The sequence below is a fragment of the Pseudomonas sp. H3_D04 genome (assembly GCF_054669175.1).
Genome location: NZ_CP162801.1, coordinates 135,674 through 159,589 on the forward strand (window position 1 = coordinate 135,674; position 23,916 = coordinate 159,589).

General features: G+C 61.1%; 22 protein-coding genes. 14 read left to right on the forward strand and 8 right to left on the reverse strand.

Translation table 11 applies throughout. The features are described 5' to 3' along the window. Window positions 1–65: 65 nt before the first annotated feature. Window positions 66–2,582: an ATP-dependent helicase HrpB gene (gene hrpB / locus AB4N91_RS00665; RefSeq protein ID WP_460112022.1), complete on the forward strand. Its 2,517-nt coding sequence runs from the start codon at window positions 66–68 to the stop codon at window positions 2,580–2,582. A 170-nt stretch (window positions 2,583–2,752) separates the two neighbouring features. Here the strand turns inward: hrpB and AB4N91_RS00670 are convergent, their stop codons facing one another. Next, window positions 2,753–3,673, reverse strand: coding sequence for a LysR substrate-binding domain-containing protein (locus AB4N91_RS00670; RefSeq protein WP_083377264.1), 921 nt, complete (start codon window positions 3,671–3,673; stop codon window positions 2,753–2,755). Between the two features lie 225 nt (window positions 3,674–3,898). On the opposite strand from AB4N91_RS00670, the gene AB4N91_RS00675 reads away from it, so the two are divergent. From AB4N91_RS00675 to AB4N91_RS00695, 5 genes are all read left to right on the forward strand, one after another. Next, window positions 3,899–5,392: an aldehyde dehydrogenase gene (locus AB4N91_RS00675; protein WP_102594343.1), complete on the forward strand. Its 1,494-nt coding sequence runs from the start codon at window positions 3,899–3,901 to the stop codon at window positions 5,390–5,392. A gap of 31 nt (window positions 5,393–5,423) precedes the next feature. Continuing rightward, entirely contained in the window at window positions 5,424–6,794 is a 1,371-nt protein-coding gene (locus AB4N91_RS00680) for an aspartate aminotransferase family protein (protein ID WP_010467400.1), read from the forward strand. Between the two features lie 393 nt (window positions 6,795–7,187). Beyond that, the gene (locus tag AB4N91_RS00685; RefSeq protein ID WP_154913077.1) at window positions 7,188–8,183 is read left to right on the forward strand and encodes an ABC transporter substrate-binding protein; all 996 of its coding nucleotides are present in this window, start codon (window positions 7,188–7,190) and stop codon (window positions 8,181–8,183) included. Window positions 8,184–8,192: 9 nt separating this feature from the next. Continuing rightward, a complete protein-coding gene (locus AB4N91_RS00690; RefSeq protein ID WP_010467403.1) occupies window positions 8,193–8,996 on the forward strand; it encodes an ABC transporter permease in 804 nt (267 codons plus the stop codon). Further along, a complete protein-coding gene (locus tag AB4N91_RS00695) occupies window positions 8,984–9,820 on the forward strand; it encodes an ABC transporter ATP-binding protein (protein ID WP_077749911.1) in 837 nt (278 codons plus the stop codon). Before AB4N91_RS00690 ends, AB4N91_RS00695 begins: the two co-directional genes overlap by 13 nt. 49 nt (window positions 9,821–9,869) lie before the next feature. Here AB4N91_RS00695 and AB4N91_RS00700 read toward each other — a convergent pair whose 3' ends face one another. Both AB4N91_RS00700 and AB4N91_RS00705 read right to left on the reverse strand, forming a co-directional pair. Beyond that, window positions 9,870–10,949 carry an endonuclease/exonuclease/phosphatase family protein gene (locus tag AB4N91_RS00700; RefSeq protein WP_102594326.1) on the reverse strand — a complete coding sequence of 360 codons (1,080 nt, stop codon included), beginning with the start codon at window positions 10,947–10,949 and terminating at the stop codon, window positions 9,870–9,872. A 67-nt stretch (window positions 10,950–11,016) separates the two neighbouring features. Further along, window positions 11,017–11,691 (reverse strand): YciC family protein, encoded by a 675-nt coding sequence (locus AB4N91_RS00705; protein WP_077749934.1) that lies wholly within the window; start codon window positions 11,689–11,691, stop codon window positions 11,017–11,019. Window positions 11,692–11,869: 178 nt separating this feature from the next. Here AB4N91_RS00705 and AB4N91_RS00710 point away from each other — a divergent pair, with 178 nt between their 5' ends. From AB4N91_RS00710 to AB4N91_RS00720, 3 genes are all read left to right on the forward strand, one after another. Then, window positions 11,870–12,637, forward strand: a complete 768-nt coding sequence (locus AB4N91_RS00710) for a DUF2076 domain-containing protein (RefSeq protein WP_460112023.1) — start codon at window positions 11,870–11,872, stop codon at window positions 12,635–12,637. Window positions 12,638–12,894: 257 nt separating this feature from the next. Then, complete coding sequence (locus AB4N91_RS00715) at window positions 12,895–13,374, forward strand: LabA-like NYN domain-containing protein (RefSeq protein ID WP_010467410.1); 480 nt, start codon at window positions 12,895–12,897, stop codon at window positions 13,372–13,374. Between the two features lie 22 nt (window positions 13,375–13,396). Beyond that, window positions 13,397–14,008, forward strand: a complete 612-nt coding sequence (locus AB4N91_RS00720) for a 3'-5' exonuclease (RefSeq protein ID WP_077749914.1) — start codon at window positions 13,397–13,399, stop codon at window positions 14,006–14,008. A gap of 122 nt (window positions 14,009–14,130) precedes the next feature. On the opposite strand, the gene AB4N91_RS00725 is transcribed toward AB4N91_RS00720, so the two are convergent. Beyond that, complete coding sequence (locus AB4N91_RS00725; protein ID WP_010467415.1) at window positions 14,131–14,586, reverse strand: Lrp/AsnC family transcriptional regulator; 456 nt, start codon at window positions 14,584–14,586, stop codon at window positions 14,131–14,133. Window positions 14,587–14,749: 163 nt separating this feature from the next. Here AB4N91_RS00725 and yedA point away from each other — a divergent pair, with 163 nt between their 5' ends. Together yedA and AB4N91_RS00735 are read left to right on the forward strand one after the other, a co-directional pair. Further along, entirely contained in the window at window positions 14,750–15,676 is a 927-nt protein-coding gene (gene yedA, locus AB4N91_RS00730) for a drug/metabolite exporter YedA (RefSeq protein WP_077749916.1), read from the forward strand. Window positions 15,677–15,741: 65 nt separating this feature from the next. Then, window positions 15,742–17,076, forward strand: a complete 1,335-nt coding sequence (locus tag AB4N91_RS00735; protein ID WP_010467419.1) for a DEAD/DEAH box helicase — start codon at window positions 15,742–15,744, stop codon at window positions 17,074–17,076. A 117-nt stretch (window positions 17,077–17,193) separates the two neighbouring features. Here AB4N91_RS00735 and AB4N91_RS00740 read toward each other — a convergent pair whose 3' ends face one another. Together AB4N91_RS00740 and AB4N91_RS00745 are read right to left on the reverse strand one after the other, a co-directional pair. After that, window positions 17,194–18,435 (reverse strand): TIGR03862 family flavoprotein, encoded by a 1,242-nt coding sequence (locus AB4N91_RS00740; RefSeq protein ID WP_178113264.1) that lies wholly within the window; start codon window positions 18,433–18,435, stop codon window positions 17,194–17,196. Window positions 18,436–18,717: 282 nt separating this feature from the next. Further along, window positions 18,718–19,638, reverse strand: coding sequence for a histone deacetylase family protein (locus AB4N91_RS00745; RefSeq protein WP_010467425.1), 921 nt, complete (start codon window positions 19,636–19,638; stop codon window positions 18,718–18,720). 73 nt (window positions 19,639–19,711) lie between these two features. On the opposite strand from AB4N91_RS00745, the gene AB4N91_RS00750 reads away from it, so the two are divergent. From AB4N91_RS00750 to AB4N91_RS00760, 3 genes are all read left to right on the forward strand, one after another. Beyond that, window positions 19,712–20,281 (forward strand): GNAT family N-acetyltransferase, encoded by a 570-nt coding sequence (locus AB4N91_RS00750; RefSeq protein ID WP_010467427.1) that lies wholly within the window; start codon window positions 19,712–19,714, stop codon window positions 20,279–20,281. Between the two features lie 103 nt (window positions 20,282–20,384). Next, the gene (gene tesB, locus AB4N91_RS00755; protein ID WP_010467428.1) at window positions 20,385–21,254 is read left to right on the forward strand and encodes an acyl-CoA thioesterase II; all 870 of its coding nucleotides are present in this window, start codon (window positions 20,385–20,387) and stop codon (window positions 21,252–21,254) included. Continuing rightward, window positions 21,251–21,844, forward strand: coding sequence for an HAD family hydrolase (locus tag AB4N91_RS00760; RefSeq protein WP_010467429.1), 594 nt, complete (start codon window positions 21,251–21,253; stop codon window positions 21,842–21,844). Before tesB ends, AB4N91_RS00760 begins: the two co-directional genes overlap by 4 nt. Window positions 21,845–21,942: 98 nt before the next feature. Here AB4N91_RS00760 and AB4N91_RS00765 read toward each other — a convergent pair whose 3' ends face one another. Together AB4N91_RS00765 and ypfJ are read right to left on the reverse strand one after the other, a co-directional pair. Next, window positions 21,943–22,902 (reverse strand): alpha/beta fold hydrolase, encoded by a 960-nt coding sequence (locus AB4N91_RS00765; RefSeq protein WP_460112024.1) that lies wholly within the window; start codon window positions 22,900–22,902, stop codon window positions 21,943–21,945. Further along, the gene (ypfJ, locus tag AB4N91_RS00770; RefSeq protein ID WP_010467434.1) at window positions 22,903–23,796 is read right to left on the reverse strand and encodes a KPN_02809 family neutral zinc metallopeptidase; all 894 of its coding nucleotides are present in this window, start codon (window positions 23,794–23,796) and stop codon (window positions 22,903–22,905) included. It abuts the gene before it with no gap. Window positions 23,797–23,916: the final 120 nt, after the last annotated feature.

The following is a 23,916-nucleotide window of genomic DNA, read 5'->3' on the forward strand; positions in this document are numbered from 1 at the left end:
AATTAGGACCGTCATTAACGCCGAGCAGTTCGCCGTTATACTCGCCGCTCTGTTTTGGAGCCAGCATGATTTCTTTGCCGATTGATGAAGTTTTACCCGCCCTGCGTGAAGCCTTGGCTACACGTCACGAAGCCGTGCTCGAAGCACCGCCCGGCGCCGGTAAAACCACCCGTGTTCCGCTGGCCTTGCTCAACGAGCCGTGGCTGGCCGGGCAGACCATTCTGATGCTTGAGCCGCGCCGTTTGGCGGCGCGGGCGGCGGCGGAGCGCTTGGCCAGTGAGCTGGGCGAGAAGGTCGGTGAAACCGTTGGCTACCGGATCCGGCTGGACAGCAAAGTCGGCCCCAAGACCCGTATTGAAGTGGTCACTGAAGGCATTCTCACCCGACGTTTGCAGGATGACCCGGCACTCGACGGCGTTGGCCTGCTGATTTTCGACGAATTCCACGAGCGCAGCCTCGACGCGGACCTGGCATTGGCCCTGAGCCTGAATGGCCGGGAGCTGTTTCGCGACGACCAGCCGCTGAAAATCCTTTTGATGTCTGCAACGCTTGAAGGCGAACGCCTGGCCGGGTTGCTCGATGACGCGCCGATCCTGCGCAGTGAAGGCCGTATGTACCCGGTGGCGATGCGCTGGGGTCGGCCGTTCCAGCCCGGCGAATTCATCGAGCCGCGCCTGGTGCAGACGATTCTCGAAGCCTTGAATGATGAGACCGGCAGCGTGCTGGTGTTCCTGCCGGGGCAGGCGGAAATCCGTCGCGTGCATCAACAATTGGCGGATGCGTTGGGCGAGAGCACACAGGTGTTGCTCTGCCCGTTGCACGGTGAGCTGGACCTCGCCGCCCAACGAGCGGCAATCGATCCGGCACCGGCGGGCAAGCGCAAAGTGGTGCTGGCGACCAACATCGCCGAGACCAGCCTGACCATCGACGGCGTGCGTGTGGTGATTGATGCCGGGCTGGCGCGGGTGCCGCGTTTCGATCCCGGCAGCGGCATGACCAGGCTCGATACCCAACGAATTTCAAAAGCCAGTGCCACTCAACGTGCCGGCCGGGCAGGGCGCCTGGAGCCGGGCGTGTGTTATCGGTTGTGGTCGCAGGATCAGCACGAGCAATTGGCAGCCTATGCCAGCGCGGAGATTCTCTCGGCCGACCTTGCCGGTCTGGCCTTGCAGCTCGGGCGCTGGGGCGTGACACCGACGCAATTGGTGTGGCTCGACGTGCCGCCCGCCGCCGCTTATGCACAGGCTCAGGATCTGCTTGATCGTCTGGGCGCATTGGACGGCGACGCGCTGACCCGTCACGGTCAGGCCATGGCCGAATTGCCGGCGCATCCGCGCATCGCCCATTTGTTGTTGCGCGGTCAGGCGCTCGGTTTGGCCGACATGGCCTGCGATGTCGCGGCATTGCTCGGTGAGCGGGACATCTTGCGTGGCGCCGGAGCGGATCTGCACAGCCGATTGGTGCTGTTGTCCGGCGAAGAGCGTGCGGCTCGCGGTGCTCAGGGTGGCGTGCAACGTGCCCGGCAACTGGCGCGGCAGTATCGCGGTTACCTGCGTGGCAAAGCGACGGAGCCGGTCAGCGATCCGGATCATCCACGCTGGCTCGGCGCCCTGTTGGCGTTGGCCTATCCAGACCGCGTTGCCCAGCAACGCCGCGCCGGTGGCGCTGAATATCGCCTGGCCAACGGCCGTGCGGCGTTGTTCGCTGAAGCAGACAGTCTGATGAAGCAAGCGTGGTTGGTGATTGCGGATCTGGGCAGTCGTCAGGGGCAGCGCGAGGAACGGATTTATCTGGCGGCGGATTTTGATCCGGCGCTGTTCGATTCCGTACTGGCCGAGCAAGTGCGCGTGGTCGATCAACTGGATTGGGATGAGCGCGAAGGTGTGTTGCGCGCCGAGCGTCAGCGCAAGGTTGGTGAATTGATCCTCAGCCGCGAACCGCTGACCGGCCTCGACGAAACAGCGCGCAGCCAGGCGCTGGTCAATCTGGTACGCCGCAAGGGGCTGGAGTTGTTGCCGTGGACCCCGGAGCTGCGTCAGTGGCAGGCGCGCGTGGCATTGCTGCGACAGCTGGACCTCGGCAGTAAGGGTGAAAGTGAATGGCCGGATGTCAGCGATGCCGCACTGCTCAAAAACCTTGAGCACTGGCTGATGCCGTACCTGGGCAAAGTCTCGCGCCTCAGTCATTTCGCCAATCTGGACCTGTCGAGCATCGTCCATAACTTGCTGCCCTGGCCGCTGCCGCAACGGCTGGATGAACAGGCGCCGCATCACCTGAGTGTGCCGTCGGGTTCTTCGATTCGTCTGGACTACAGCGAACAGCCGCCGATTCTGGCGGTGCGTTTACAGGAGCTGTTCGGCCTGTCCGATACCCCGCGCATTGCCGGGGGCCGGCAAGTGGTGAAGCTGCATCTGCTGTCCCCGGCGCGGCGGCCGGTGCAGGTGACTCAGGACTTGGCGAACTTCTGGCGCAGTACCTACGCCGAGGTGAAGAAGGATTTGAAGGGACGGTATCCGAAGCATTATTGGCCGGATGATCCGTTGGTGGCCGAAGCCACCGCTCGGATCAAACCCCGCAAGTAACTCTTGGGGTAGAACACAAAAACTGTGGCGAGGGAGCTTGCTCCCGTCGGTCCACGAAGCGGCCCCATAATCGGCCGCCTGAATGTGTCAGATACACCGCATGCAATGGAGATGCGACTGCTGCGCAGTCGAACGGGAGCAAGCGCCCTCGCCACAGGATTTCACTTGGCTCATGTGCTTGCCCCGGCCTTGGCAGTGAGTTGCTCCCGGCAATAATCGGCAAACAACTGCGCCGGTTTGGTCAGTTGCCCGCGCTTCAACCATGCCGCCACCAATCCCGAACCAGTGACCTCTTCGACGATATCCACGCACACCACTTTCTTCCCGTCGTAAGTGCATTCCGAATGCGGCCGCGTCACCAGGATCGAGAAGCCGAACCCTTGCCCGACCATCCCCCGCACCATCTCGATCGACGGTGAGCTGAAGGCGATGTTCGGTGACAGGTTCAGTTCTTCGAACAGGCTGACGAAGTAGGTCCGGCTCGGTTGCACGTCCAGCAGAATCATCGGTTCCAGGCACAGATCACGTAGCGACACTTGCTTGAGCTGGGCGAAGCGATGGTCCGCCGGCAGCAACGCATATGGCCGTTGCGCCGGCATCAGCGGTTCGGTCTGAATGGTGGCATCGAGCTCGTGCTCATACAGGATCGCCAGGTCGAAGGTGCCCGACGTCAGGCCTTGCACCAGCTCTTGCTGCTCGCCGTCGCGGATGCGGATTTTCACCCCCGGATACAGCGCCGAAAACCCGGCAATCAGTTGCGGCAGGTACAGCGGTGCGACCGTTTCGAAGCAGCCGATATCGATTTGCCCGGCCACCACGTCGTTGTCGGCCAGGGCGTTCTGTTCGAACTCCTTGGCCATGCGCAGCAGTTCCTGGGCTTTGCGATAGAAGCGTGCGCCGCTTGGTGTCAGGGACACGCCCTGAGCGTGATGGCGGATCAGCAGTTGCACGCCGAAGCTGTCTTCCAGGCCTTTGATCGCCGTGGAGATCGCCGGTTGGGCGATGTACAGCTTGCGCGAGGCCTCGGCGACGCTGCCGCATTCGACGGTGGTGATGAAGTATTTCAATTGACGCAGGTTGTAGGCAGCCACGGCAAACCTCGGGGTGGATGGACTCGACATCCAGGCAATTTTCGCGCCGACTGCATCCGTTCTGACGACGGTGTTGTTGTGCCTGAACAATAACCACATACCGCGCCACCGGGGAGATTGGCTGCCCAGTTTTTTCATGGTCTGCGAAGACATTTTTACTATTTTTACTGGACTCGGGCCTGGGCCACCATTCAGACACAAGAAAAGCCCATGGAGCATCTGAACGTGTTCGAGCTTGCATATTGGCAAAACAAAGCCGCCGCGCTGCGGTTTCCCGACCAGGCCCTGATCGACGGCAAACCCCGTTCGGCGCAGTCGGGTCAGACCTTCACAGCAATCGACCCCGCCACTGGCCAGCGTCTGGCGAACGTGACCGCTTGCGGTGATGAAGAGGTGGACGCGGCGGTACTCAATGCGCGGCGGGTATTCGAAGCCGGCACCTGGTCGGCGCGTTCGCCGAGCGAGCGCAAGCACGTGTTGCTGCGTCTGGCGGAACTGATCATGACCCACCGCGAAGAACTGGCGCTGCTCGACTCGCTGAACATGGGCAAGCCGGTGATGGACGCCTACAACATCGACGTGCCGGGCGCCGCCGGGGTGTTTCGCTGGTACGCCGAAAGCCTCGACAAACTCTACGACCAGATCGCCCCCAGTGCGCAAAACGTGCTGGCGACCATCACCCGCGAAGCACTGGGTGTGGTCGCTGCGGTGGTGCCGTGGAATTTCCCGCTGGACATGGCCGCGTGGAAACTCGCGCCAGCCTTGGCCGCAGGCAATTCGGTGATCCTCAAGCCCGCCGAGCAATCACCGTTCTCCGCCCTGCGTCTGGCTGAGCTTGCATTGGAAGCCGGTCTACCACCGGGCGTGCTCAACGTGCTGCCGGGCCTCGGCGAGCAGACCGGCAAAGCCCTCGGTCTGCACCCGGATGTCGACTGCCTGGTGTTCACCGGCTCCACTGAAGTCGGCAAGTATTTCATGCAGTATTCGGCGCAATCGAACCTGAAACAGGTGTGGCTGGAGTGCGGCGGCAAGAGCGCCAATCTGGTGTTCGCCGATTGCCAGGACCTGGACCTGGCCGCCGAGAAAGCAGCGTTCGGCATCTTCTTCAATCAGGGTGAAGTCTGCTCGGCCAACTCACGGTTGCTGGTGCAGCGTTCGATTCATGATGAGTTCGTCGAGCGCCTGAAAGTGCAGGCCGAGCGCTGGCAGCCGGGTGATCCGCTGGACCCGTCGAGCAGCGCCGGGGCAATCGTCGACAGCCGTCAGACCGCGCGCATCATGAAGTTCATCCAACAGGCCGAACGCCTGGGCGCGACCAGGGTGTGCGGGGGCAGGCAGTCGATCTTCAACGGCTCCGACAACTTCATTCAGCCGACGATTTTTACCGGCGTGAGCCCGGACATGCCGCTGTTTCGCGAGGAAGTGTTCGGCCCGGTGCTGGCGGTCACGGCGTTCGACGACGAGGCCCACGCCTTGCAACTGGCCAACGACAGCGTCTACGGCCTGGCGGCTTCGCTGTGGACCGACGACCTCAACCGCGCCCACCGTGTGGCGCGGCAATTGCGAGCGGGCACGGTGTCGGTCAACAGCGTCGATGCACTGGACGTGACCGTGCCTTTTGGCGGCGGCAAACAGTCCGGATTCGGTCGCGACCTGTCGCTGCACTCATTCGATAAATACACCCAGTTGAAGACCACCTGGTTTCAGCTGCGCGCATAACAGCCGCTCATAACAAAACGGAGAACTGGCGATGACCACACCACGTGAAACCCGCGACTACCAGGCCGCCGACGCTGCGCACCACATCCACGCATTCGTCGATCAAAAAGCGCTCAATGACGAAGGGCCGCGGGTGATGGTCCGCGGCGAGCGCCTGCACTTGTGGGACAACGATGGTCGGCGTTACCTCGACGGCATGTCCGGGTTGTGGTGCACCAACCTCGGTTACGGCCGCAAGGATCTGGCGGCTGCGGCGACCCGGCAGCTCGAGCAGTTGCCGTACTACAACATGTTTTTCCACACCACTCACCCGCAGGTGATCGAACTCTCGGAGCTGCTGTTCAGCCTGTTGCCGGGGCACTACAGCCACGCGATCTACACCAACTCCGGTTCCGAAGCCAACGAGGTGCTGATCCGCACTGTGCGGCGTTACTGGACGATCCTCGGCAAGCCCGAGAAGAAAATCATGATCGGTCGCTGGAACGGTTACCACGGCTCGACCCTGGCGGCGACGGCGCTCGGCGGCATGAAGTTCATGCATGAAATGGGCGGCATGATCCCCGATATCGAACACATCGACGAGCCGTACTTTTTCGCCCACGAGGGCAATCTGACCCCGGCCGAATTCGGCGTGCGGGCGGCGCAGCAACTGGAAGCGAAGATTCTCGAACTGGGCGCCGATAAGGTCGCCGGGTTTATCGCCGAACCGTTCCAGGGCGCCGGCGGGATGATCTTCCCGCCTGAGAGTTACTGGCCGGAAATTCAGCGGATCTGCCGCAAGTATGACGTGCTGTTGTGCGCCGACGAAGTGATCGGCGGCTTCGGTCGTACCGGCGAATGGTTCGCTCACGAGCACTTCGGTTTCGAGCCGGACACGCTGTCGATCGCCAAGGGTTTGACCTCCGGTTACATCCCCATGGGCGGGTTGATTCTGTCGAAGAAAATGGCCCGGGTGTTGGTGGAGCAGGGCGGGGTATTTGCCCACGGTTTGACTTACTCCGGGCACCCGGTGGCGGCGGCGGTGGCGATTGCCAACCTCACGGCGTTGCGCGATGAGGGCGTGGTGACGCGGGTCAAGGATGACATCGGACCGTACCTGCAACAGTGCCTGCGCGAGGTGTTCGGCAATCACCCGTTGGTGGGCGATATTCAGGGTGTCGGCATGGTCGCGGCGTTGCAATTGGCCGAGGACAAAAGCAGTCGCAAGCGTTTTGCCAATGAGAACGACATTGCCTGGCGTTGCCGCACGATTGGCTTTGAGGAAGGGGTGATTATTCGTTCGACGCTGGGGCGGATGATCATGGCGCCGGCGTTGATTGCCAGCCGGGAGGAGATTGATGAGCTGGTGGGCAAGACCTTGAAAGCAGTCGATCGTACTGCTCAGGAATACGGCCGGCTTTGATCTTGTAGCGCTCTTGTGATCCTCTTCGCGGGCAAGCCTCGCTCCTGCAGGTTATGTGTCGTGCCCAATTCCGCGGCCGACATAAACCCTGCAGGAGCGAGGCTTGCCCGCGAATGCTGTGGTCGATTCAACACTCATTTCATGTTTTGCACCTCCCCCGTGCATCCCCGCCAACCCCGCCCTTTTACGGCGCGCGCTACCCAGTTTTTTCATCACTCCCAACGACATATTTCCTGATTTTCCTTATCCCGCCCCTGGTCCAACATCGACTTCGCCAGTCAGCCGAATGCTGACCATCGAAAGGTCCATCAGAGACCACCGGTGGCAACTGATCCAAGGCCACTGGCCGTACTGCCCATGACAAAACTAAATCAACAGCTTTGGGAGTGCTCCATGATCAAGTCCTTGCTTAACCGCGTCGCTCATCCACTGGCGATCACCGCCATCACCGCCATCGCCGCCACGGTCGCCACCAGCGCCCAGGCCGGCACCCTGTCCATCGGCCACACCACGTGGGTCGGCTACGGCACGCTCTACCTGGCCCAGGATCTGGGCTACTTCAAGGAAGGCGGTTTGACCGTCGAATTGCCCGTCGTTGAAGAAGCTTCGATGTACATGGCCGCCCAGGCTTCGGGCGAGTTGTCGGGCTCGGCGTCGACTATCGACGAAGTGCTCAAGTACCGTCCGCAATTCTGCTTCAAGGCCGTCGCCGCACTCGATGACAGCCATGGTGGCGACGGTGTTCTGGTGGGCAAGGACGTCAAGAGTTTGCAGGAGCTCAAAGGCAAGGCAGTGGCGGTGAACGAAGGGTCGACCTCGCAGTTCTGGCTGTCGTACCTGCTGAAAAAACACGGCATGAGCATGAGCGACATCACCGTGCAGAACATGACGGCCGATGACGCTGCCACCGCGTTCATCGCCGGCCGTGTGCCGGCCGCCGTGACCTGGGAGCCGCACCTGTCGATGGTCCGCAACAAGCAACAAGGCAAAGTGCTGATCGACAGCAGCAGCACGCCGGGAGTGATTGTCGACGTGGTCGCGCTCAACTGCACGGTCATCGAGAAGCAACCGGAAGACGTCAAGGCCTTGGTCGCCGGTCTCTACAAAGCGGTGCAGTACACCAAGGACCATCCGAAGGAAGCTTACAAAATCATGGCCAAAGGCGTCGGCGGTTACCTCGCCGATCCGAAGGAACTGGAAGCCGCCGCGCAAGGCGTGCGCTTCTACGATCAGGCCATGAGCGAAAAACTCTTGGGGTCTCCGGGCAAGCCGGGCGACAGCGAGCCACTGATCAAACTGGCCAACGAAACCGCCAGCGAATTGCAGGGCAAGCCCTACAACGTCAGCAATGACGACCTGATCGACAACCGCTTCGTCAGCCCGCTGTAGGAGGTCCGCATGTTCAAGCGCAATTCATGGCTGAGCCGCTGCATCACGCCCAAGACCGGCCTGCCGGTGCAGGTGATCTGGAGCGCGAGCGGCCTGGCCTGGGTGTTGTTGATCGGCCTGTGGGCCGGGTTGTCCTATGGCGGCGTGGTGCCAGGCATGTTCCTGCCGACACCGGGGGCGGTGGCCGAAGCCGCCGTGCGACTGAGCCGCGACGGCACCCTTGGCCTGCATGTGTGGGCCAGCCTCGAAGTGGTGATGGTCGGCTTCATTGTCTCGTCGCTGGTGGCGGTGCCGTTGGGGTTGCTGATGGGCAGCTTCCGCATCGTCCAGGCGTTCCTTGAACCGATGGTCAATTTCATCCGCTACCTGCCGGTGACCTCGTTCGTGCCGCTGTTCATTCTGTGGATCGGCATCGGTCTGGAACAGCGTGTGTCGGTGATCATCTTTGGCGTGTTTTTCCAGCAACTGGTGATGATCGCCGACGTGTCCAAGGGCATCTCCAAGGACCTGATCAACGCGTCGTACACCTTGGGTTCGACCCGCCGCGATGCGGTGCTGCATGTGATTGCCCCGGCGTCGTTGCCGGGTGTGCTCGACACGTTGCGCGTAACCATGGGCTGGGCCTGGACCTATCTGGTGGTCGCCGAGCTGGTCGCCGCGTCCAGTGGCCTGGGTTACTTGAGCCTGAAAGCCATGCGCGGTTTTCAAGTGGACGTGATTTTCCTCGCCATCGCAATCATCGGCCTGCTGGGCCTGGTCACCGATCAACTGTTCCGTTTTCTCCGTCTGAGGATTGCCGCATGGGCTCAGTAAGCGCCGTCAACCCGCGTTTCATCACACCCACGGCCGCCCCGGTGCAAGCCGCGCCACGGCTGCAGGTGGACAAGGTCAGTCTGCGTTATCAGAAACCTGGCGGCGGCATGTTCACCGCGCTGGAGCAGGTGTCGTTCGAAGTGCCGGATCAACAATTCGCCGTGCTGGTCGGACCGTCGGGCTGTGGCAAGTCGAGTCTGCTGTACCTCACGGCCGGCCTGAACGAGCCCACGGAAGGCGAGATTTATGTCGGCGGCCAGCAAGTGCAGGGGCCGGGTGCGGATCGGGGTATGGTGTTCCAGAGCTACACGCTGTTCCCGTGGCTGACCGTGCGGCAGAACGTCGAGTTCGGCCTCAAGCGGCGCGGCATGGCGGCCGCTCAGCGCAAGGAGATCGTCGATTACTACGTCAATGAAGTGGGGCTGACCGGGTTCGCCGATAACTACGCCAAGCAGTTGTCCGGCGGCATGATGCAGCGTGTGGCGATTGCCCGGGCCTTGGCCAATGACCCGCAAATCCTCTTGATGGACGAACCCTTCGGCGCGCTCGACAGCCAGACGCGCCTGCAAATGCAGCAGCTGTTATTGCGGGTCTGGGGCAACAGCAAGAAGACCGTGCTGTTCGTGACCCATGACATCGACGAGGCGATTCTGTTGGGGGATCGGGTGTACGTGATGGGCGCCAGGCCAGGGCGGATCAAGCAGATCCTGGACGTGCCGATCGAACGCCCGCGTAACCTGGACATGGTCATGGAGCGCTCGTTCATCGACATGAAACGCAAGATCTTCGGGCTGTTGCATGACGATCTGGAAGAGGTTCATTGAGCCGATTTACCGTCATGCCAAAATCCCCTCTGGGAGCGTTGATCCGGCTCTATGGGGCCGCAGGCAGGAGGAACCGCGCAATCACCGGCAAATGATCGGAGATCCGCAAGGTATCGTCCTGCCTCACCATCGCCTCGACCCGTTTGATCCGCGGGCTGTAGAACAGGTAATCAACCGTCCGGTCCGGGCCATTCAAGCCTGGATCATTCGGGTAGTGGGTCAGCCACCGCGCCCGGTCGATCCCGCTGGCTTCGTTGTTGGTCGGGATCATCGGGTATTTGTCCCACAGCACATGCAAGGCACTGTCGACGGAGTAGGGCGTGCGTTGTTCGTCGGGCAGGCGTCGATACTGGCCCAGCGGCAACAGGTTGAAGTCGCCACCGATCAACCACGGGGTGCCATGGCTTTCATATTTGTCGAGCACCTTGGCCACGGCGGTCACTTGGGTCAGCAGGGTTTCATCAGGCTGGATGACGCGGTCCAGATGGGTATTGAGCACCGCAATCTGCCCACCGCCGCCCAATGGCAGGTAAGTCGCCAGCAAGGCGTTTTTCGGTGTGAACTGACGGCTGATGAAGTTGGCCGACGCGACCGGCAATTGCAGGCGTTCGGCGTGTTCGATCTGGTATCGGCTGAGGGTTGCCAGTTGTCGGCCGACACTGCCGAAGATGTGCGGCAGCGGCACAAAGTCAGCTTTCCAGTCGAAGGCATGAGCGCTGCACGGATAAAGGTCGGCGACCCGCTCCTGAAGCAACTTGAACTGGTTTTGATAATCGCTGGCCTTGGCGCCGTCATCCAGCTCCTGCAACAGCACAATGTCCGGTTGCTCGTCACGAATGACCCGTGCCACCTCATCGAGGCTGAAGGCCATGTCTTCGGCGGTGGGGCTCTCGTCGTCGCCTTTGGCCAGGTCATTCCAGAACACGTAGCGCTTGCCCGCCAGGTACTGGACGTTCCAGGTCATGACTTTCAGGGCCTGGCCGGGGACCAGCGTGGGCGCCTGAGCGTTGCAGCCGACCGGTGCTGCTTCTTTGGCACCGGGACGCCAGGTCAGGTTGTAAATCAGCAAGGCAATCAGGCCCGCCGTGATCAGCAGGCCCAGCAGGGTGTAGCGCAGTAGACGGGTCATGGCTCGGCTTATAGCGTTACAAAAGATGAGCCCGAGCATAACCGAGCGTAGGGCTTAAGCCCATGGGTCATAGCGGCCCGTCAATTTTCTCGGGGGCATCGGCAATCAGCATGAACAGGCGGAACAGCACCACGCTGGTGAACAATTGCAGGAAGCTGTGCGCGCTGTCGATCAGCAGCGAAATCACCGGGTTCTGCGGATCCGGGTAAATCGCAAGGGTCGCGCCCTTGAGCACCCACAACGGGCCCATCACACACAGAATGCACACCAGGATGCGCAGGAAATGGCCGCGGGTCAGACGCAGGCTTTCCTTCATCGCCGCCAACGGGGCCAGGCCGCGCAGCACCAACAGATACTCGCCGAACGCCAGGGTCACCATCAGCCAGATGCCCGGCAGGAAATACAGCGACAGGCCGATCAGGATCAGCAAGGTGTTGAGGGCGGTGAGCAGGGCGAAGCGCGGCCACAGATAGGCCGACCTCGACAGCAACTCGCGGGTGCTCGGTGATTCGCCACGGCTGCGGGCATCGAGAAACAGGATCAGTGCGGCGGTGTACAGCGGATAGACCAGCAAGCCGACCATCACGCTGATGCCGGGGAAACTGTCCGGCTCGGTGGAGCGATCCACCACTTGTTGCAGCAGCGCCTCGAAAATCACCAGCGGCAGGCACAGGCGCACGATCTGGCCCAGATTGCGCTTGAAGAAATACAGAGAGTCACGCAGTACATCGAACGAATTCATCAGTCGGTATCGCAGGTTGAAAGCAGTGGCCCACTTTAACCGATGAAGCCCTTTGGGGCGCAAACGTAAACGTTCGGTAAAGGTCATTGAAACAACTTGTTTCAGCCTCCATTAAGGTCGAGCACCTTATCCTCTTTGGTAAAGGTCAACGATTTCTCCGGCAATCTACGAGGTCGCCATGAACAGCGAAGAACAAACCCTGATCGATGGACTGTTTTCCCGGTTGCAACAAGCCGAAACGGACTCAGCCCCGCGTGACGCCCAGGCTGAAGCGCGGATCAAGGAGCACCTGACTCGCCAACCGGCGGCAGGTTATTTCATGACCCAGGCGATTCTGGTTCAGGAAGCGGCCATCAAAAGCCTCGACGCGCAGAACAAGCAACTCGCTCAGCAAGTTCAGCAATTGCAGGCCGAGCTGCAATCGGCCAAGGCGCAGCCGTCGGCGCCTGCCAGCGGTGGATTCCTGTCGAGCATTTTCGGTGGCGGTTCCCGTGATCCGCAGCCTGCACCGACGCAAAGCGCGCCGTCCTCCAATGGTGGATGGCGTGAGCAGGGGCGGCCGTCGTTCAATTCGCAGCCGCCACAGCAACAGAACTTCGGTGCTGCACCGCCACAGCAGAATTACGCGCCGCAGCAGCAAGCCCCCGGGATTAGCAGTGGTTTCCTTGGCGGCGCACTGAAAACCGCCGCCGGTGTGGCCGGTGGCGTGATGCTGGCGCAAGGCATCAGCAGCCTGTTCCACAGCAATCAGCAACCGCAGGAAGTCGTCGAAGTCATCAAGGAAGAACCGGCTCAGGTCAATGATCAGAGCGACAGCGGCAACGGCTGGGGCAACGACGAGCGCGTGGCTGACAACAACGCCAACGACCAGGGAGGCTTCACCGACGCCGACTACAGCGATGACAGCTCTTCGTTCTTTGGCGGCGACGACGATTCCTTCGTCTGATTCAACGTTACAGGTGTAACACTGAACCCGTGGTGAGGGAGCTTGCTCCCGCTGGGCTGCGCAGCAGTCCTTCTTTGGGGCCGCTGCGCGACCCAGCGGGAGCAAGCGCCCTCGCCACAGGTTGCCATTCGTCCGAGGCTCCAAGAGGCTTCGGGCCGATTATTCGCGGAACAATCCTTCAGGCTGGCATACTGGGCCACTTTTCGGGCCTGGTGCCTGACCCAGCCTGCGCGCGACTGCGCCAAAGAGGATGCACGGTGAAAAAAATCGCAGTGTTCGCCGACGTTCAAAACCTCTATTACACCGTGCGTCAGGCCTATGGTTGCCACTTCAACTACGCCGCGCTGTGGGCTGATATCAGCAAACAGGGCGAGATCGTCGAGGCCTATGCCTATGCGATCGATCGCGGCGACAGCAAACAGCAGCAATTCCAGCAGATCCTGCGCAACCTCGGCTTCATCGTGAAGCTCAAGCCCTACATCCAGCGCAGCGACGGCTCGGCCAAAGGCGACTGGGACGTGGGCATCACCCTCGACATCATGGACGCCGCCGATCATGTCGACGAAGTGGTGCTGGCTTCCGGCGACGGTGATTTCGACATGCTGCTGGAACGCATCATCACCAAGCACGGGGTGCAAGCCGTGGCTTACGGCGTGCCGGGCCTGACGGCCAACTCGCTGATCCGCGCCGCCAGCCGCTACGTGCCGATCGAAGGCGCGTTGCTGCTCAAGAATTGATTTTTACGGAGTTGAAACAGGTTTGGAACGCATAGCAGTCATCGACTTTGAAACCACCGGGATCTCCCCGAGCAGCAGCTGCCGGGCCACGGAAATTGCCGTGGTGATCCTTGAACAGGGGCGCATCGTCGAGCGTTACCAGAGCCTGATGAACGCCGGCGTGCGCGTGCCGGCGTTCATCGAGCAACTGACCGGCATCAGCAACGCCATGCTGCGCACCGCGCCCTCGGCAGAGCAGGTGATGAACGAGGTCAACGAATTCGTCGGGATCACGCCGCTGCTGGCCCACAACGCCGCGTTCGACCAGAAGTTCTGGGATTTCGAACTCAGCCGCATCAAGCGCACCCGCTTGCAGAACTTCGCCTGCTCGCTGCTACTGGCCCGCCGCCTGATGCCCGCCGCACCCAACCACAAACTCGGCACCCTCACCACCTTCGCCAGCCTGCCCAACACCGGCAAGGCCCACCGGGCCATGGCCGATGCCGAAATGGCAGCCAACCTCACGGCGCACTTGGCGCAAGAGCTGCGGCACAAGCACGGGTTGCGCGAGTTGTCCCATGATTTGCTGGTCAGCTTGCAGAAAGTGCCGGCGGCGAAGATCAACGAACACCTCAAGCGCCATCGCGGGTTCTGAAGACACCGCAAATCCCCTGTGGGAGCGAGCCTGCTCGCGATAGCGATTTATCATTCAACGTTGATGTCGACTGATACTCCGCTATCGCGAGCAGGCTCGGTCCTACAGGGACTGCGCCGTTTTCAGACTTTGCTGTTGCCTTCCAGTTGCCCCAGCGGCACGCGCTTCTCTATCGCGCTCGACAGCACAATCGAGGTCTTGCTGAACCCGAACTTGGCGATCCGGTTGATCAGCTCTTCCAGCTCCGGCATCGAACCCACCGCAGCCTGCATGATCACGCACGGATCACCCGTGACCCGGTGGCATTCAGTTAGCTGTGGGATTTTGATCAGGTCGTCGTAGGCTTTTTGATTTCCATGCTGGTTCAAACGCAACTCGATCACGCACTGGATCGGCAGCCCAAGCTTGGCCATGTCGACTTTCGCCTGGTAACCGGTAATCACCCCGCTGGCTTCGAGTTTGGCCACGCGCTCGGCCACGGCCGGGGCGGACAGGTTGACCTTGCGCGCCAGGTCGGCGTAGGACGCACGGCCGTTTTCCAGCAGGGCGCTGAGCAGCATGCGGTCGTATTTATCCATTGTCGTATACCTGAAAAATGACTGACTTTCGAAAACACGGCTTATAGCGTCAATCTCCGTGTTTTGAAAAGTGTACCGGCGCTATAAACAGGTTTTGTAACTTATTTTAAGCCGCTGGCCTTTCTAGAATAGCCGTTCACATTGTCCTGTCATCGAGCTGCCCATGCCTGGCTTACGTCGTTTTCCCTTACCGTTGATCGCCGCTTTTTTCGCGTTGTACGTGATTTGGGGCTCGACTTACCTGGTGATCCGCATCGGCGTGGAGTACTGGCCGCCGTTGCTGCTCGCCGGCATCCGTTTCGTGATCGCCGGGAGTTTGATGTACGCCTTCCTGCGCTGGCGCGGGGCACCGGCCCCGACCTGGGCGCAGTGGAAAGCCGCCGGGATCATCGGGATTTTGCTGCTGACGTGCGGTAACGGCGCGGTCAGTGTGGCCGAACACACAGGTGTCGCTTCCGGTGTTGCGGCACTGGCGGTGGCGACAGTGCCGCTGTTTACCTTGCTCTGCGGCTATTTCTGGGGCGCGCGCAATACCCGTCTCGAATGGGCCGGCATTGTGCTCGGGCTGATCGGCATCGCCATGCTCAACCTCGGTTCAAACCTGCAATCGAGCCCGCTGGGTGCGGCGTTGCTGGTGTTCGCGGCCGCGTCCTGGGCCTTCGGCTCGGTCTGGAGCAAACAATTGCCATTGCCCCAGGGCGCCATGGCCAGTGCCGTGGAAATGCTGGTGGGCGGCGTGGCATTGCTGATCGGCAGCGCGCTGAGCGGCGAGCATCTGCAGGCGATGCCGCCGATCGAAGGCTGGGCAGCCCTGGCCTACCTGACCTTCTTCGGTTCGATCATCGCCTTCAACGCTTACATGTACCTGTTGAAAAACGTGCGTCCGGCGGCGGCGACCAGTTATGCCTACGTCAACCCTGCGGTCGCGGTGTTGCTGGGGATCGTATTTGCCGGCGAAACCATTGGCATCGAAGAAGCGCTGGCCATGTTGGTGATTATCAGTGCCGTGGTGTTGATCGGATTGCCGCAGTGGCGTCGGACTCCCGTTCAACCTGCCGTAGCGGTGCCGACAGAATCCCGTGTGAATTAGGGTAAACTGCGCGCCATTGCACACTCGTTTTGCACAACTGCGCTGAATTTTCCTACGGTAATCCCATGACTTTCGCCACCCTTGGCCTGATCGAACCCTTGCTGCGCTCTCTCGAGACGCTCGGCTACCAGACCCCGACGCCGGTTCAGGCGCAAGCCATTCCGGCGGTGCTGGCCGGTCGCGACCTGATGGCCGCCGCCCAGACCGGCACTGGCAAGACCGCCGGCTTCGCGCTGCCGCTCCTGCAATTGTTGGCCATGGAAGGGCCGAAAGTGGCGTCTAACTCGGTGCGCGCACTGATCCTGGTGCCGACCCGCGAACTGGCCGAACAGGTTCACGAAGCCGTGCGCCAGTACGCCGAGAACCTGCCGTTGAGCACTTATGCCGTGTACGGCGGCGTCAGCATCAACCCGCAAATGATGAAGCTGCGCAAGGGTGTTGACGTGCTGGTGGCGACGCCGGGTCGTTTGCTCGATCTGTATCGCCAGAAGGCCCTCAAGTTCAATCAGCTGCAAACCCTGATTCTGGATGAAGCCGATCGCATGCTTGATCTGGGTTTCTCCGAGGAGCTGGGGAATATCTACCGCGTGCTGCCCAAGCAACGTCAGACGCTGCTGTTCTCCGCAACGTTCTCCGACGCGATCCGCTTGCTGGCTGGACAAATGCTCAACGATCCGCTGAGCATCGAAGTCAGTCCGCGCAACGTCGCTGCCAGCACCGTCAAGCAGTGGGTCGTGGTGGTGGACAAGAAGCGCAAGCCTGAACTGTTCGTTCACTTGATGCGCAAGGGCAAGTGGAAGCAGGTGCTGGTGTTCGCCAAGACCCGCAATGGTGTGGACGCGCTGGTGGAAAAACTCCAGGGCCTGGGCATCAATGCCGACGGCATCCACGGCGACAAACCGCAGGCAACCCGTCAGCGTGCGCTGGACCGGTTCAAGGCCAGTGAAGTGCAGATTCTTGTGGCCACCGACGTTGCGGCCCGTGGTCTGGATATCGAAGATTTGCCATTGGTGGTCAACTTCGACCTGCCGATCGTGGCGGAGGACTACATTCACCGGATCGGTCGTACCGGTCGCGCGGGTGCAAGCGGGCAGGCCATTTCGCTGGTGTGTGCCGATGAAGTGAATCTGCTGTCGGCCATCGAGACGTTGACCCGTCAGACATTGCCACGGCAGATGGAACATGACTTCGAACCTGAGCACCGGGTGCCGGATACCGACGCCAGCGGTCAGGTCGTCAAGAAGCCGAAAAAACCGAAGAAACCGAAGACCTCCGGTGGCGGTAAACGCAATCTGGGTAAGTGGGTCGAGAGTGGGGATGCTTCGGCGCCGGAGCCTTCGATCAAGCCTGTGCGCAAAGTGCCGGTGTTTAACACTGGGCCGCGTAAGCGTAAGCCTTAAAAAGCTTCGGCGTCTGTCAGGACGCCTTCGCGAGCAGGCTCGCTCCCATAGGGGATTTGTGAACGACACAGATCCAGTGTGGGAGTGAGCCTGCTCGCGATGGGCACGACTCGGTCTTCAAGCCTTGCGCTTCAACCACTCCACCATCCCCAACCCCGCCGCACGCCCACTGGCGAAACACGCGGTCAGCAGATAGCCACCGGTCGGCGCTTCCCAATCGAGCATTTCCCCCGCGCAGAACACCCCAGGCAATTGCTTGAGCATCAGCCGTTCATCCATCGACTCGAACATCACGCCTCCGGCGCTGCTGATGGCCTCGTCCAGTGGACGGGTTTTAACCAGCATCAGGGGCAACGCCTTGATCGCCCTGGCCAGCAACGCCGGATCAGCAAAGCTTTCGGCCGGTGTGAGTTCGCGTAGTAACGCCGCTTTCACCCCATCGATCCCGAGCTGGCTGTGCAGGTGTTTGGACATGGAGCGGGAGCCACGGGGTTTGCTCAGCGCCGCCTGAACTTTATCCACAGGCCGGCCCGGCAACAGGTCAAGATGAACGGTGGCGGAGCCGTGCTGATTGATGGCCTCGCGAATCGGTGCCGAGAGGGCGTAGATCAAGCTGCCTTCGATCCCGGTCGCGGTGATCACGCATTCGCCCAAGCGCGGCACGTCGTCATTGAGACCGATGGCGATGTTCTTCAGCGGCGCGCCAGCAAATTTGCTGACCATCAACTCGCTCCAGGCCTGCACCTCGAAGCCGCAATTGCTCGGTTGCAACGGCATCAGTCCTACGCTTCGCTGCTCCAATGGCAGCATCCACGCGCCGTCCGAACCGAGGCGTGACCAGCTGCCTCCGCCGAGGGCCAGCAAGGTGGCGTCGGGCTTGATGATGGTTTCGCCGTCGGGGCTGTCGATGCGTAACCCACCGTGGTCATCCCAGCCGAGCCAGCGGTGGCGGGTGTGGATAACGACGCCGGCCTCGCGCAGACGCTTGAGCCAGGCGCGCAACAGGGGGGCCGCTTTCATGTCGGTCGGAAACACCCGGCCGGAGCTGCCGACGAAGGTTTCGATGCCCAGGTCTTGAATCCACTGGCACAACGCATCAGCGCCGAATGAGCGAAGCAGCGGGGCAATCTGCGGCGCGCGTTCGGCATAGCGCGAGAGAAACGCCGGGTAGGCTTCGGAATGGGTGATGTTCATGCCGCCGACACCGGCCAGCAGGAATTTTCGCCCCACCGACGGCATGCCGTCGTACAGGTCGACCTTGATCCCGGCCTGGCTCAGCACTTCGGCCGCCATCAGACCGGCGGGGCCGCCGCCGATGATGGCGACGTGAGAAGGGGAGGAGGTCGAGGGCTGGGTCATGGAGTGCGCTGCGGTTCGGCGGAATAAGCCGGGCATTCTATCAGCACAGATCCCTGTGGGAGTGAGCCTGCTCGCGATGGCCGTGGGTCAGTCAAAATCGATGTTGGATGTGATGGACTCATCGCGAGCAGGCTCGCTCCCACATTGGTTCCGGGGTGTTCATAAAATAGTGATCAAAAAACAACCGGTGCTCTGCATGCTATATGAAGCATGGCCTGCAGACCCTTTCACTCAGGTTATCCACAGGCAGTTCCACAGGCATTGTGGGTAAAGACTCACACCTCAATGACACCCTGATGACTGCCAGACCCGTTGCGCGCTGTGATGCAGGATGCCGTGGCGGCGCGCCAGGGCCTGGCGGTCCTTGCTGTAGCCGCCGCCAATCACTCCTACCACAGGAATATCCCGACCCAGGCAGTGGCGCATCACGCTTTCATCGCGAGCGGCCACGCCTTCGTCGGTCAGCTTCAGGTAACCGAGGGCGTCGTCCTTGTGCACGTCGACGCCGGCGTCATACAACACCAGATCCGGTTGGTAGAGCGGTAGCAAATAATTCAGCGCGTCATCCACCACCTTCAGGTAATCGGCATCGCCCATGCCTTTTGGCAGCGGGATGTCCCAGTCGCTTTCAGCCTTGCGTGCAGGAAAATTCTTTTCGCAGTGCAGGGAAACAGTCACCGCCTCCGGGGTGTTGTGCAGAATCCGTGCAGTCCCGTCGCCCTGGTGCACGTCGCAATCGAAGATCAGCACCCGATTCACACGGCCGCTTTCCAGCAGGAAATGGCTGATCACCGCCAGGTCATTGAAGATGCAGAAACCCGCCGGATAGTCGTAATGCGCGTGATGGGTGCCTCCGGCCAAATGACAGGCCAGCCCATGTTCCAGCGCCTGTTCTGCCGCAAGCAACGATCCGCCGACCGCCCGCACGGTGCGTCGGGCCAGCGCTTCGCTCCAGGGCAGGCCGAGGCGCCGCTGGTCTTCGCGGGACAACTCGCCGCTCATGTAGCGTTCGATATAGGCAGCGTCATGGGCGAGGGCGAGAATCTCCGGGGGGCAGAGCTCCGGGCGCAGCAGGTCGGCGTCCCGGGTCAGGCCGCTGTCCACCAAGTGATCGCGCAGCAGGCGAAATTTATCCATGGGGAAGCGGTGATCCGCCGGGAATTCGGGGCTGTAGTCTTCGTGGTAGATCAGCGGCAGCGGCATAACGAATTCAGGTAGGAATGAGTGAAGGATCCTACCAGCGTTGTAGACTTGCGGCATGGAAAGGGGAGGAAAGATGGAGCCGATACTGGAACTCGAGAGCGCACGACTGCTGTTGCGGCAGTGGCGCGATGAGGATTTGCCGGAGTTTGCGGCGATGTGCGCCGATCCACAGGTGATGCGATATTTTCCGGCGCCTTTAAGTCGTCTGGAAAGTGCGTCGCTGATCGGACGGATTCGCGGGCATTTTGCCGAACATGGCTTTGGTCTCTGGGCGCTGGAGCGCAAGGACACCGGGGCATTCATCGGTTTCACCGGCCTCGGTGTGGTTGGTTTCGATGCGCCGTTCACCCCGGCGACCGAAATCGGCTGGCGCCTGGCGCGCGAGCATTGGGGCTTGGGTTATGCCAGTGAGGCGGCGTGGACCGCTCTGCGCTGCGGCTTTGATCGGTTGGCGCTGCAAGAAGTCGTGTCGTTTACCGCCAAAGACAACCTGCCTTCGGAAAAAGTCATGCAGGCGATCGGCATGCACCATGATTCAGCCGATGACTTTGACCATCCCAAGCTCGCGGCTGATCATCCCCTGCGTCACCATGTGCTGTATCGCATCTCCCGTGAACAATGGCTGCAAACCTTGCATGGATAAGCAGTCACGGACGTTTACAATGGCTGCCATGGGCCCTGGCCATAAACTGAATCGACCGCCGCAGCCAAGACTGCGCGGCAAGCTTTGTGTGAGGAGAGTCTGAATGAGCCAAGTGTTGGATGATCTGGTCGATTTGCTGACCCTGGAACCGATCGAAGAAAACCTGTTTCGTGGCCGCAGTCAGGACCTGGGTTTTCGTCAGTTGTTCGGCGGTCAGGTGATCGGTCAGTCGTTGTCGGCGGCCAGTCAGACAGTCGAAGAAGCGCGCCATGTGCATTCGATGCACGGTTATTTCCTGCGCCCGGGCGATTCCGCGTTGCCTGTGGTGTATCAGGTTGACCGGGTGCGTGATGGCGGCAGTTTCAGCACCCGCCGGGTGACGGCGATCCAGAAAGGCAACCCGATCTTTACCTGCAGCGCCTCGTTCCAGTACGACGAAAAAGGCTTCGAGCATCAGGCCGAGATGCCGACCGTGGTCGGCCCGGAAAACCTGCCCTCGGAACTGGAACTCACCCAGCAGCGTGCGCACCTGATCCCTGAGCACATGCGCGAGAAATTTCTGTGCCCCAAGCCGATCGAATTCCGACCGATCACCGAGAAAGATCCCTACAACCCGCAACCGTCCGATCCGGTCAAGTACGTCTGGTTTCGCGCCGACGGTGCTTTGGCCGACTCTCCGGCGTTGCACAAATACCTGCTGGCCTACGCCTCGGACTTCGGTCTGCTGACCACCTCGATGCAGCCCCATGGCAAATCGGTCTGGCAGAAAGACATGCAAGTCGCCAGCCTCGATCACGCGCTGTGGTTCCATGCGGACCTGCGCGCCGATGACTGGTTGCTGTACGCAATGGACAGCCCATGGGCCGGCAACTCGCGCGGGTTCACCCGAGGCAGCGTGTTCAATCGTGCCGGGCAACTGGTGGCTTCGGTGACTCAGGAAGGCTTGATCCGTCATCGCAAGGATTGGGCATGAGCCTGGCCGAGGTGCGGCACTGGGTGTTCGACATGGACGGCACCCTGACGGTGGCCGTGCATGACTTCGCGGCGATCCGCGTGGCGTTGGCGATTCCCGCTGAAGACGACATCCTGACCCACCTCGCGGCGCTGCCGGCCGATGAAGCGGCCGCCAAGCATGCTTGGCTGCTGGAGCACGAACGGGACTTGGCGCTGGGTTCGAAACCGGCGCCGGGTGCGGTGGAGCTGGTGCGAGAGTTGGCCGGGCGCGGTTATCGTCTTGGCATTCTCACGCGCAATGCCCGGGAGCTGGCGCACGTAACCCTGGAAGCGATCGGCCTGGCTGACTGTTTTGCCGTGGAGGATGTGCTGGGGCGTGATGAAGCACCGCCTAAACCGCATCCCGGCGGTTTATTGAAACTGGCCGAGGCCTGGCACGTGCCGGCGAGCGAGATGGTGATGGTCGGTGATTACCGCTTTGATCTGGATTGCGGCCGAGCGGCGGGGGCGCGGACGGTGTTGGTGAATCTGCCGGATAACCCTTGGCCGGAGCTGACGGATTGGCATGCGGCGGATTGTGCGGTGTTGCGGGAGATGCTTTCGGCTTGAGGGCCCCTTCGCTGGCAAGCCTCGCTCCTACAGTGGGGCGCGCTGCCTTTGTAGGAGCGAGGCTTGCCCGCGAAGATGTCAGATCAGGCCATACAAACTCACTGACCAATCAATACCTTCTGCCCCTCCGGTGACGTCAGCATCCCATCCCCGTTATGCCCGACCCCCGGCACTTCAACCAGCCGCTGATTCACCCCTTTCGGATTACGACGCAGCAGGTAATTGAAAAAATTCTTCCCGCGAACCAGACGATAGGCTCCTTGGGCTTCGGCCTCGCAACCTTTGTCCAGCGCCGGATGCTGCGGGTCGGTGTCTTGCTGCCCGAGCAGATAAGTCACGTCCCGTTTGACGTAATTTCCTTCAATCTGTGGCGCCGTTTGCCCACTGGCATACACCGGTAAATCCGTCAGCCCGTATTTCCAGCGATTGAAACCGGGGCACGCCGCATGGTTGAACGCCACTGGCCGCTGCTCATTGAAATACGCATAGGACGAAGGGTTGGCGACCACGTAGCGAAGCTTCACGCCGGCGGCCGTCAAGGCCGGTTGCTCGCGGGCCAGCAACGCATATCGCTGCACCACCTGAGCGCCACCGGAGTGGCCTGCGAGGATGATTTCCTTCACGTCCGGAAACTGTCGATGGTCGCCGACTCGCTCGATGATTTGATCGAGGGCTGCAAAGGAACTCAGCGCAAAAGGAGCGGTGGATAAACCTCCTGCCATCCAGTCATTGCCCTGCCAGCGCAACACCGTGTCTGCCACAGGATGAAGTGCGATGTCGGTTTCGTTGAGGAATTGCGGCGCGATCACCAGGGTGCTTGCACTTTGCCCAGCCAGTTCCGCTGCGCGCTCGGCGCTCTGGCGATAGGTTTCAGCGTTGCGCAGACGACCATGGATGATGATCAGCACGCGTTCGATTTTCGCGGGCGCCGGGCCGAGGCTCACCGCCATCTCACCTTCTTTCAACAACAACCGCCCGGGGCTGAGCTCTTTGGCGCCATGCTCCGCAGCCTGGGTGCTCGCGCAGGTGAACAACAACATCAACAACCACTTATTCATTTAAAGGTTTTTCGCCGCAAAGGTATCGCACTGGCCCACCTGGCCTTGCGCAAATCCGGTTTTGAACCAGCGCACCCTTTGCGCCGATGTGCCATGGGTAAACGAGTCAGGTACCACCCGACCCTGCCCTTGTTGTTGCAAACGGTCATCGCCGATGGCGTTGGCCGCGTTCAAGGCTTCTTCGATGTCACCCGGTTCCAGCCAGTTCAGACGCTGCTGCGCATTGTTGGCCCAGACGCCGGCCAGGCAATCGGCCTGCAACTCCTGACGCACCAACAAGCCGCCATCACCTTCCATCTGCCGGCCTTGCTGGCGAGCTGTCTGAATTTTCGCGGAAACGCCGAGCAATGTCTGAACGTGGTGTCCGACTTCATGAGCGATCACGTAGGCCTGGGCGAAGTCACCGGCCGCGGAAAAGCGTTGCGACATTTCCTGGAAAAAAGCCATGTCCAGGTAGACCTTCTGGTCGGCCGGGCAATAGAACGGTCCGGTCGCCGATGTCGCCAGACCACAGGCCGAATTAACCCGGTTGCTGAACAGCACCAGCGTCGGGTTTTTATACTGCCGACCGGCCTGCTGGAAAATCTGGCCCCAGGTGTCTTCGGTATCGCCGAGGATCGAGCGCACGAATTCGGCCCCTTCATCGTTGGCCGGCGGCGCCTTGCGGCTCTGGTTGGTGGCCGGTGCCGATTGCTCGGTCATTTGTCCGGTCAGTTGCCCGAGGATTTGCATCGGGTCCTGGCCGGTGAGCCAGCCGATCCCCACAATCAGGATGATCGCGGTCAGGCTCAGGCCTTTGCCGCCACCAAAACGCATCCCACCGCCACCGCTGCCGACATCATCACCACGGGCGTCGACCACGTTGTCGCTGCGTCGGCCTTTTTTCCATAGCATGTGGGAATCCTCTGATTGTCCGTGGTGATGAGTGTTGCTGGTGTGGGGGGGCGGCGCCAGTCCGGCTGTCCGGCATTTCGTTCACTGGCCGGAAGAATCGCTGACTGTAGGAACATGGAT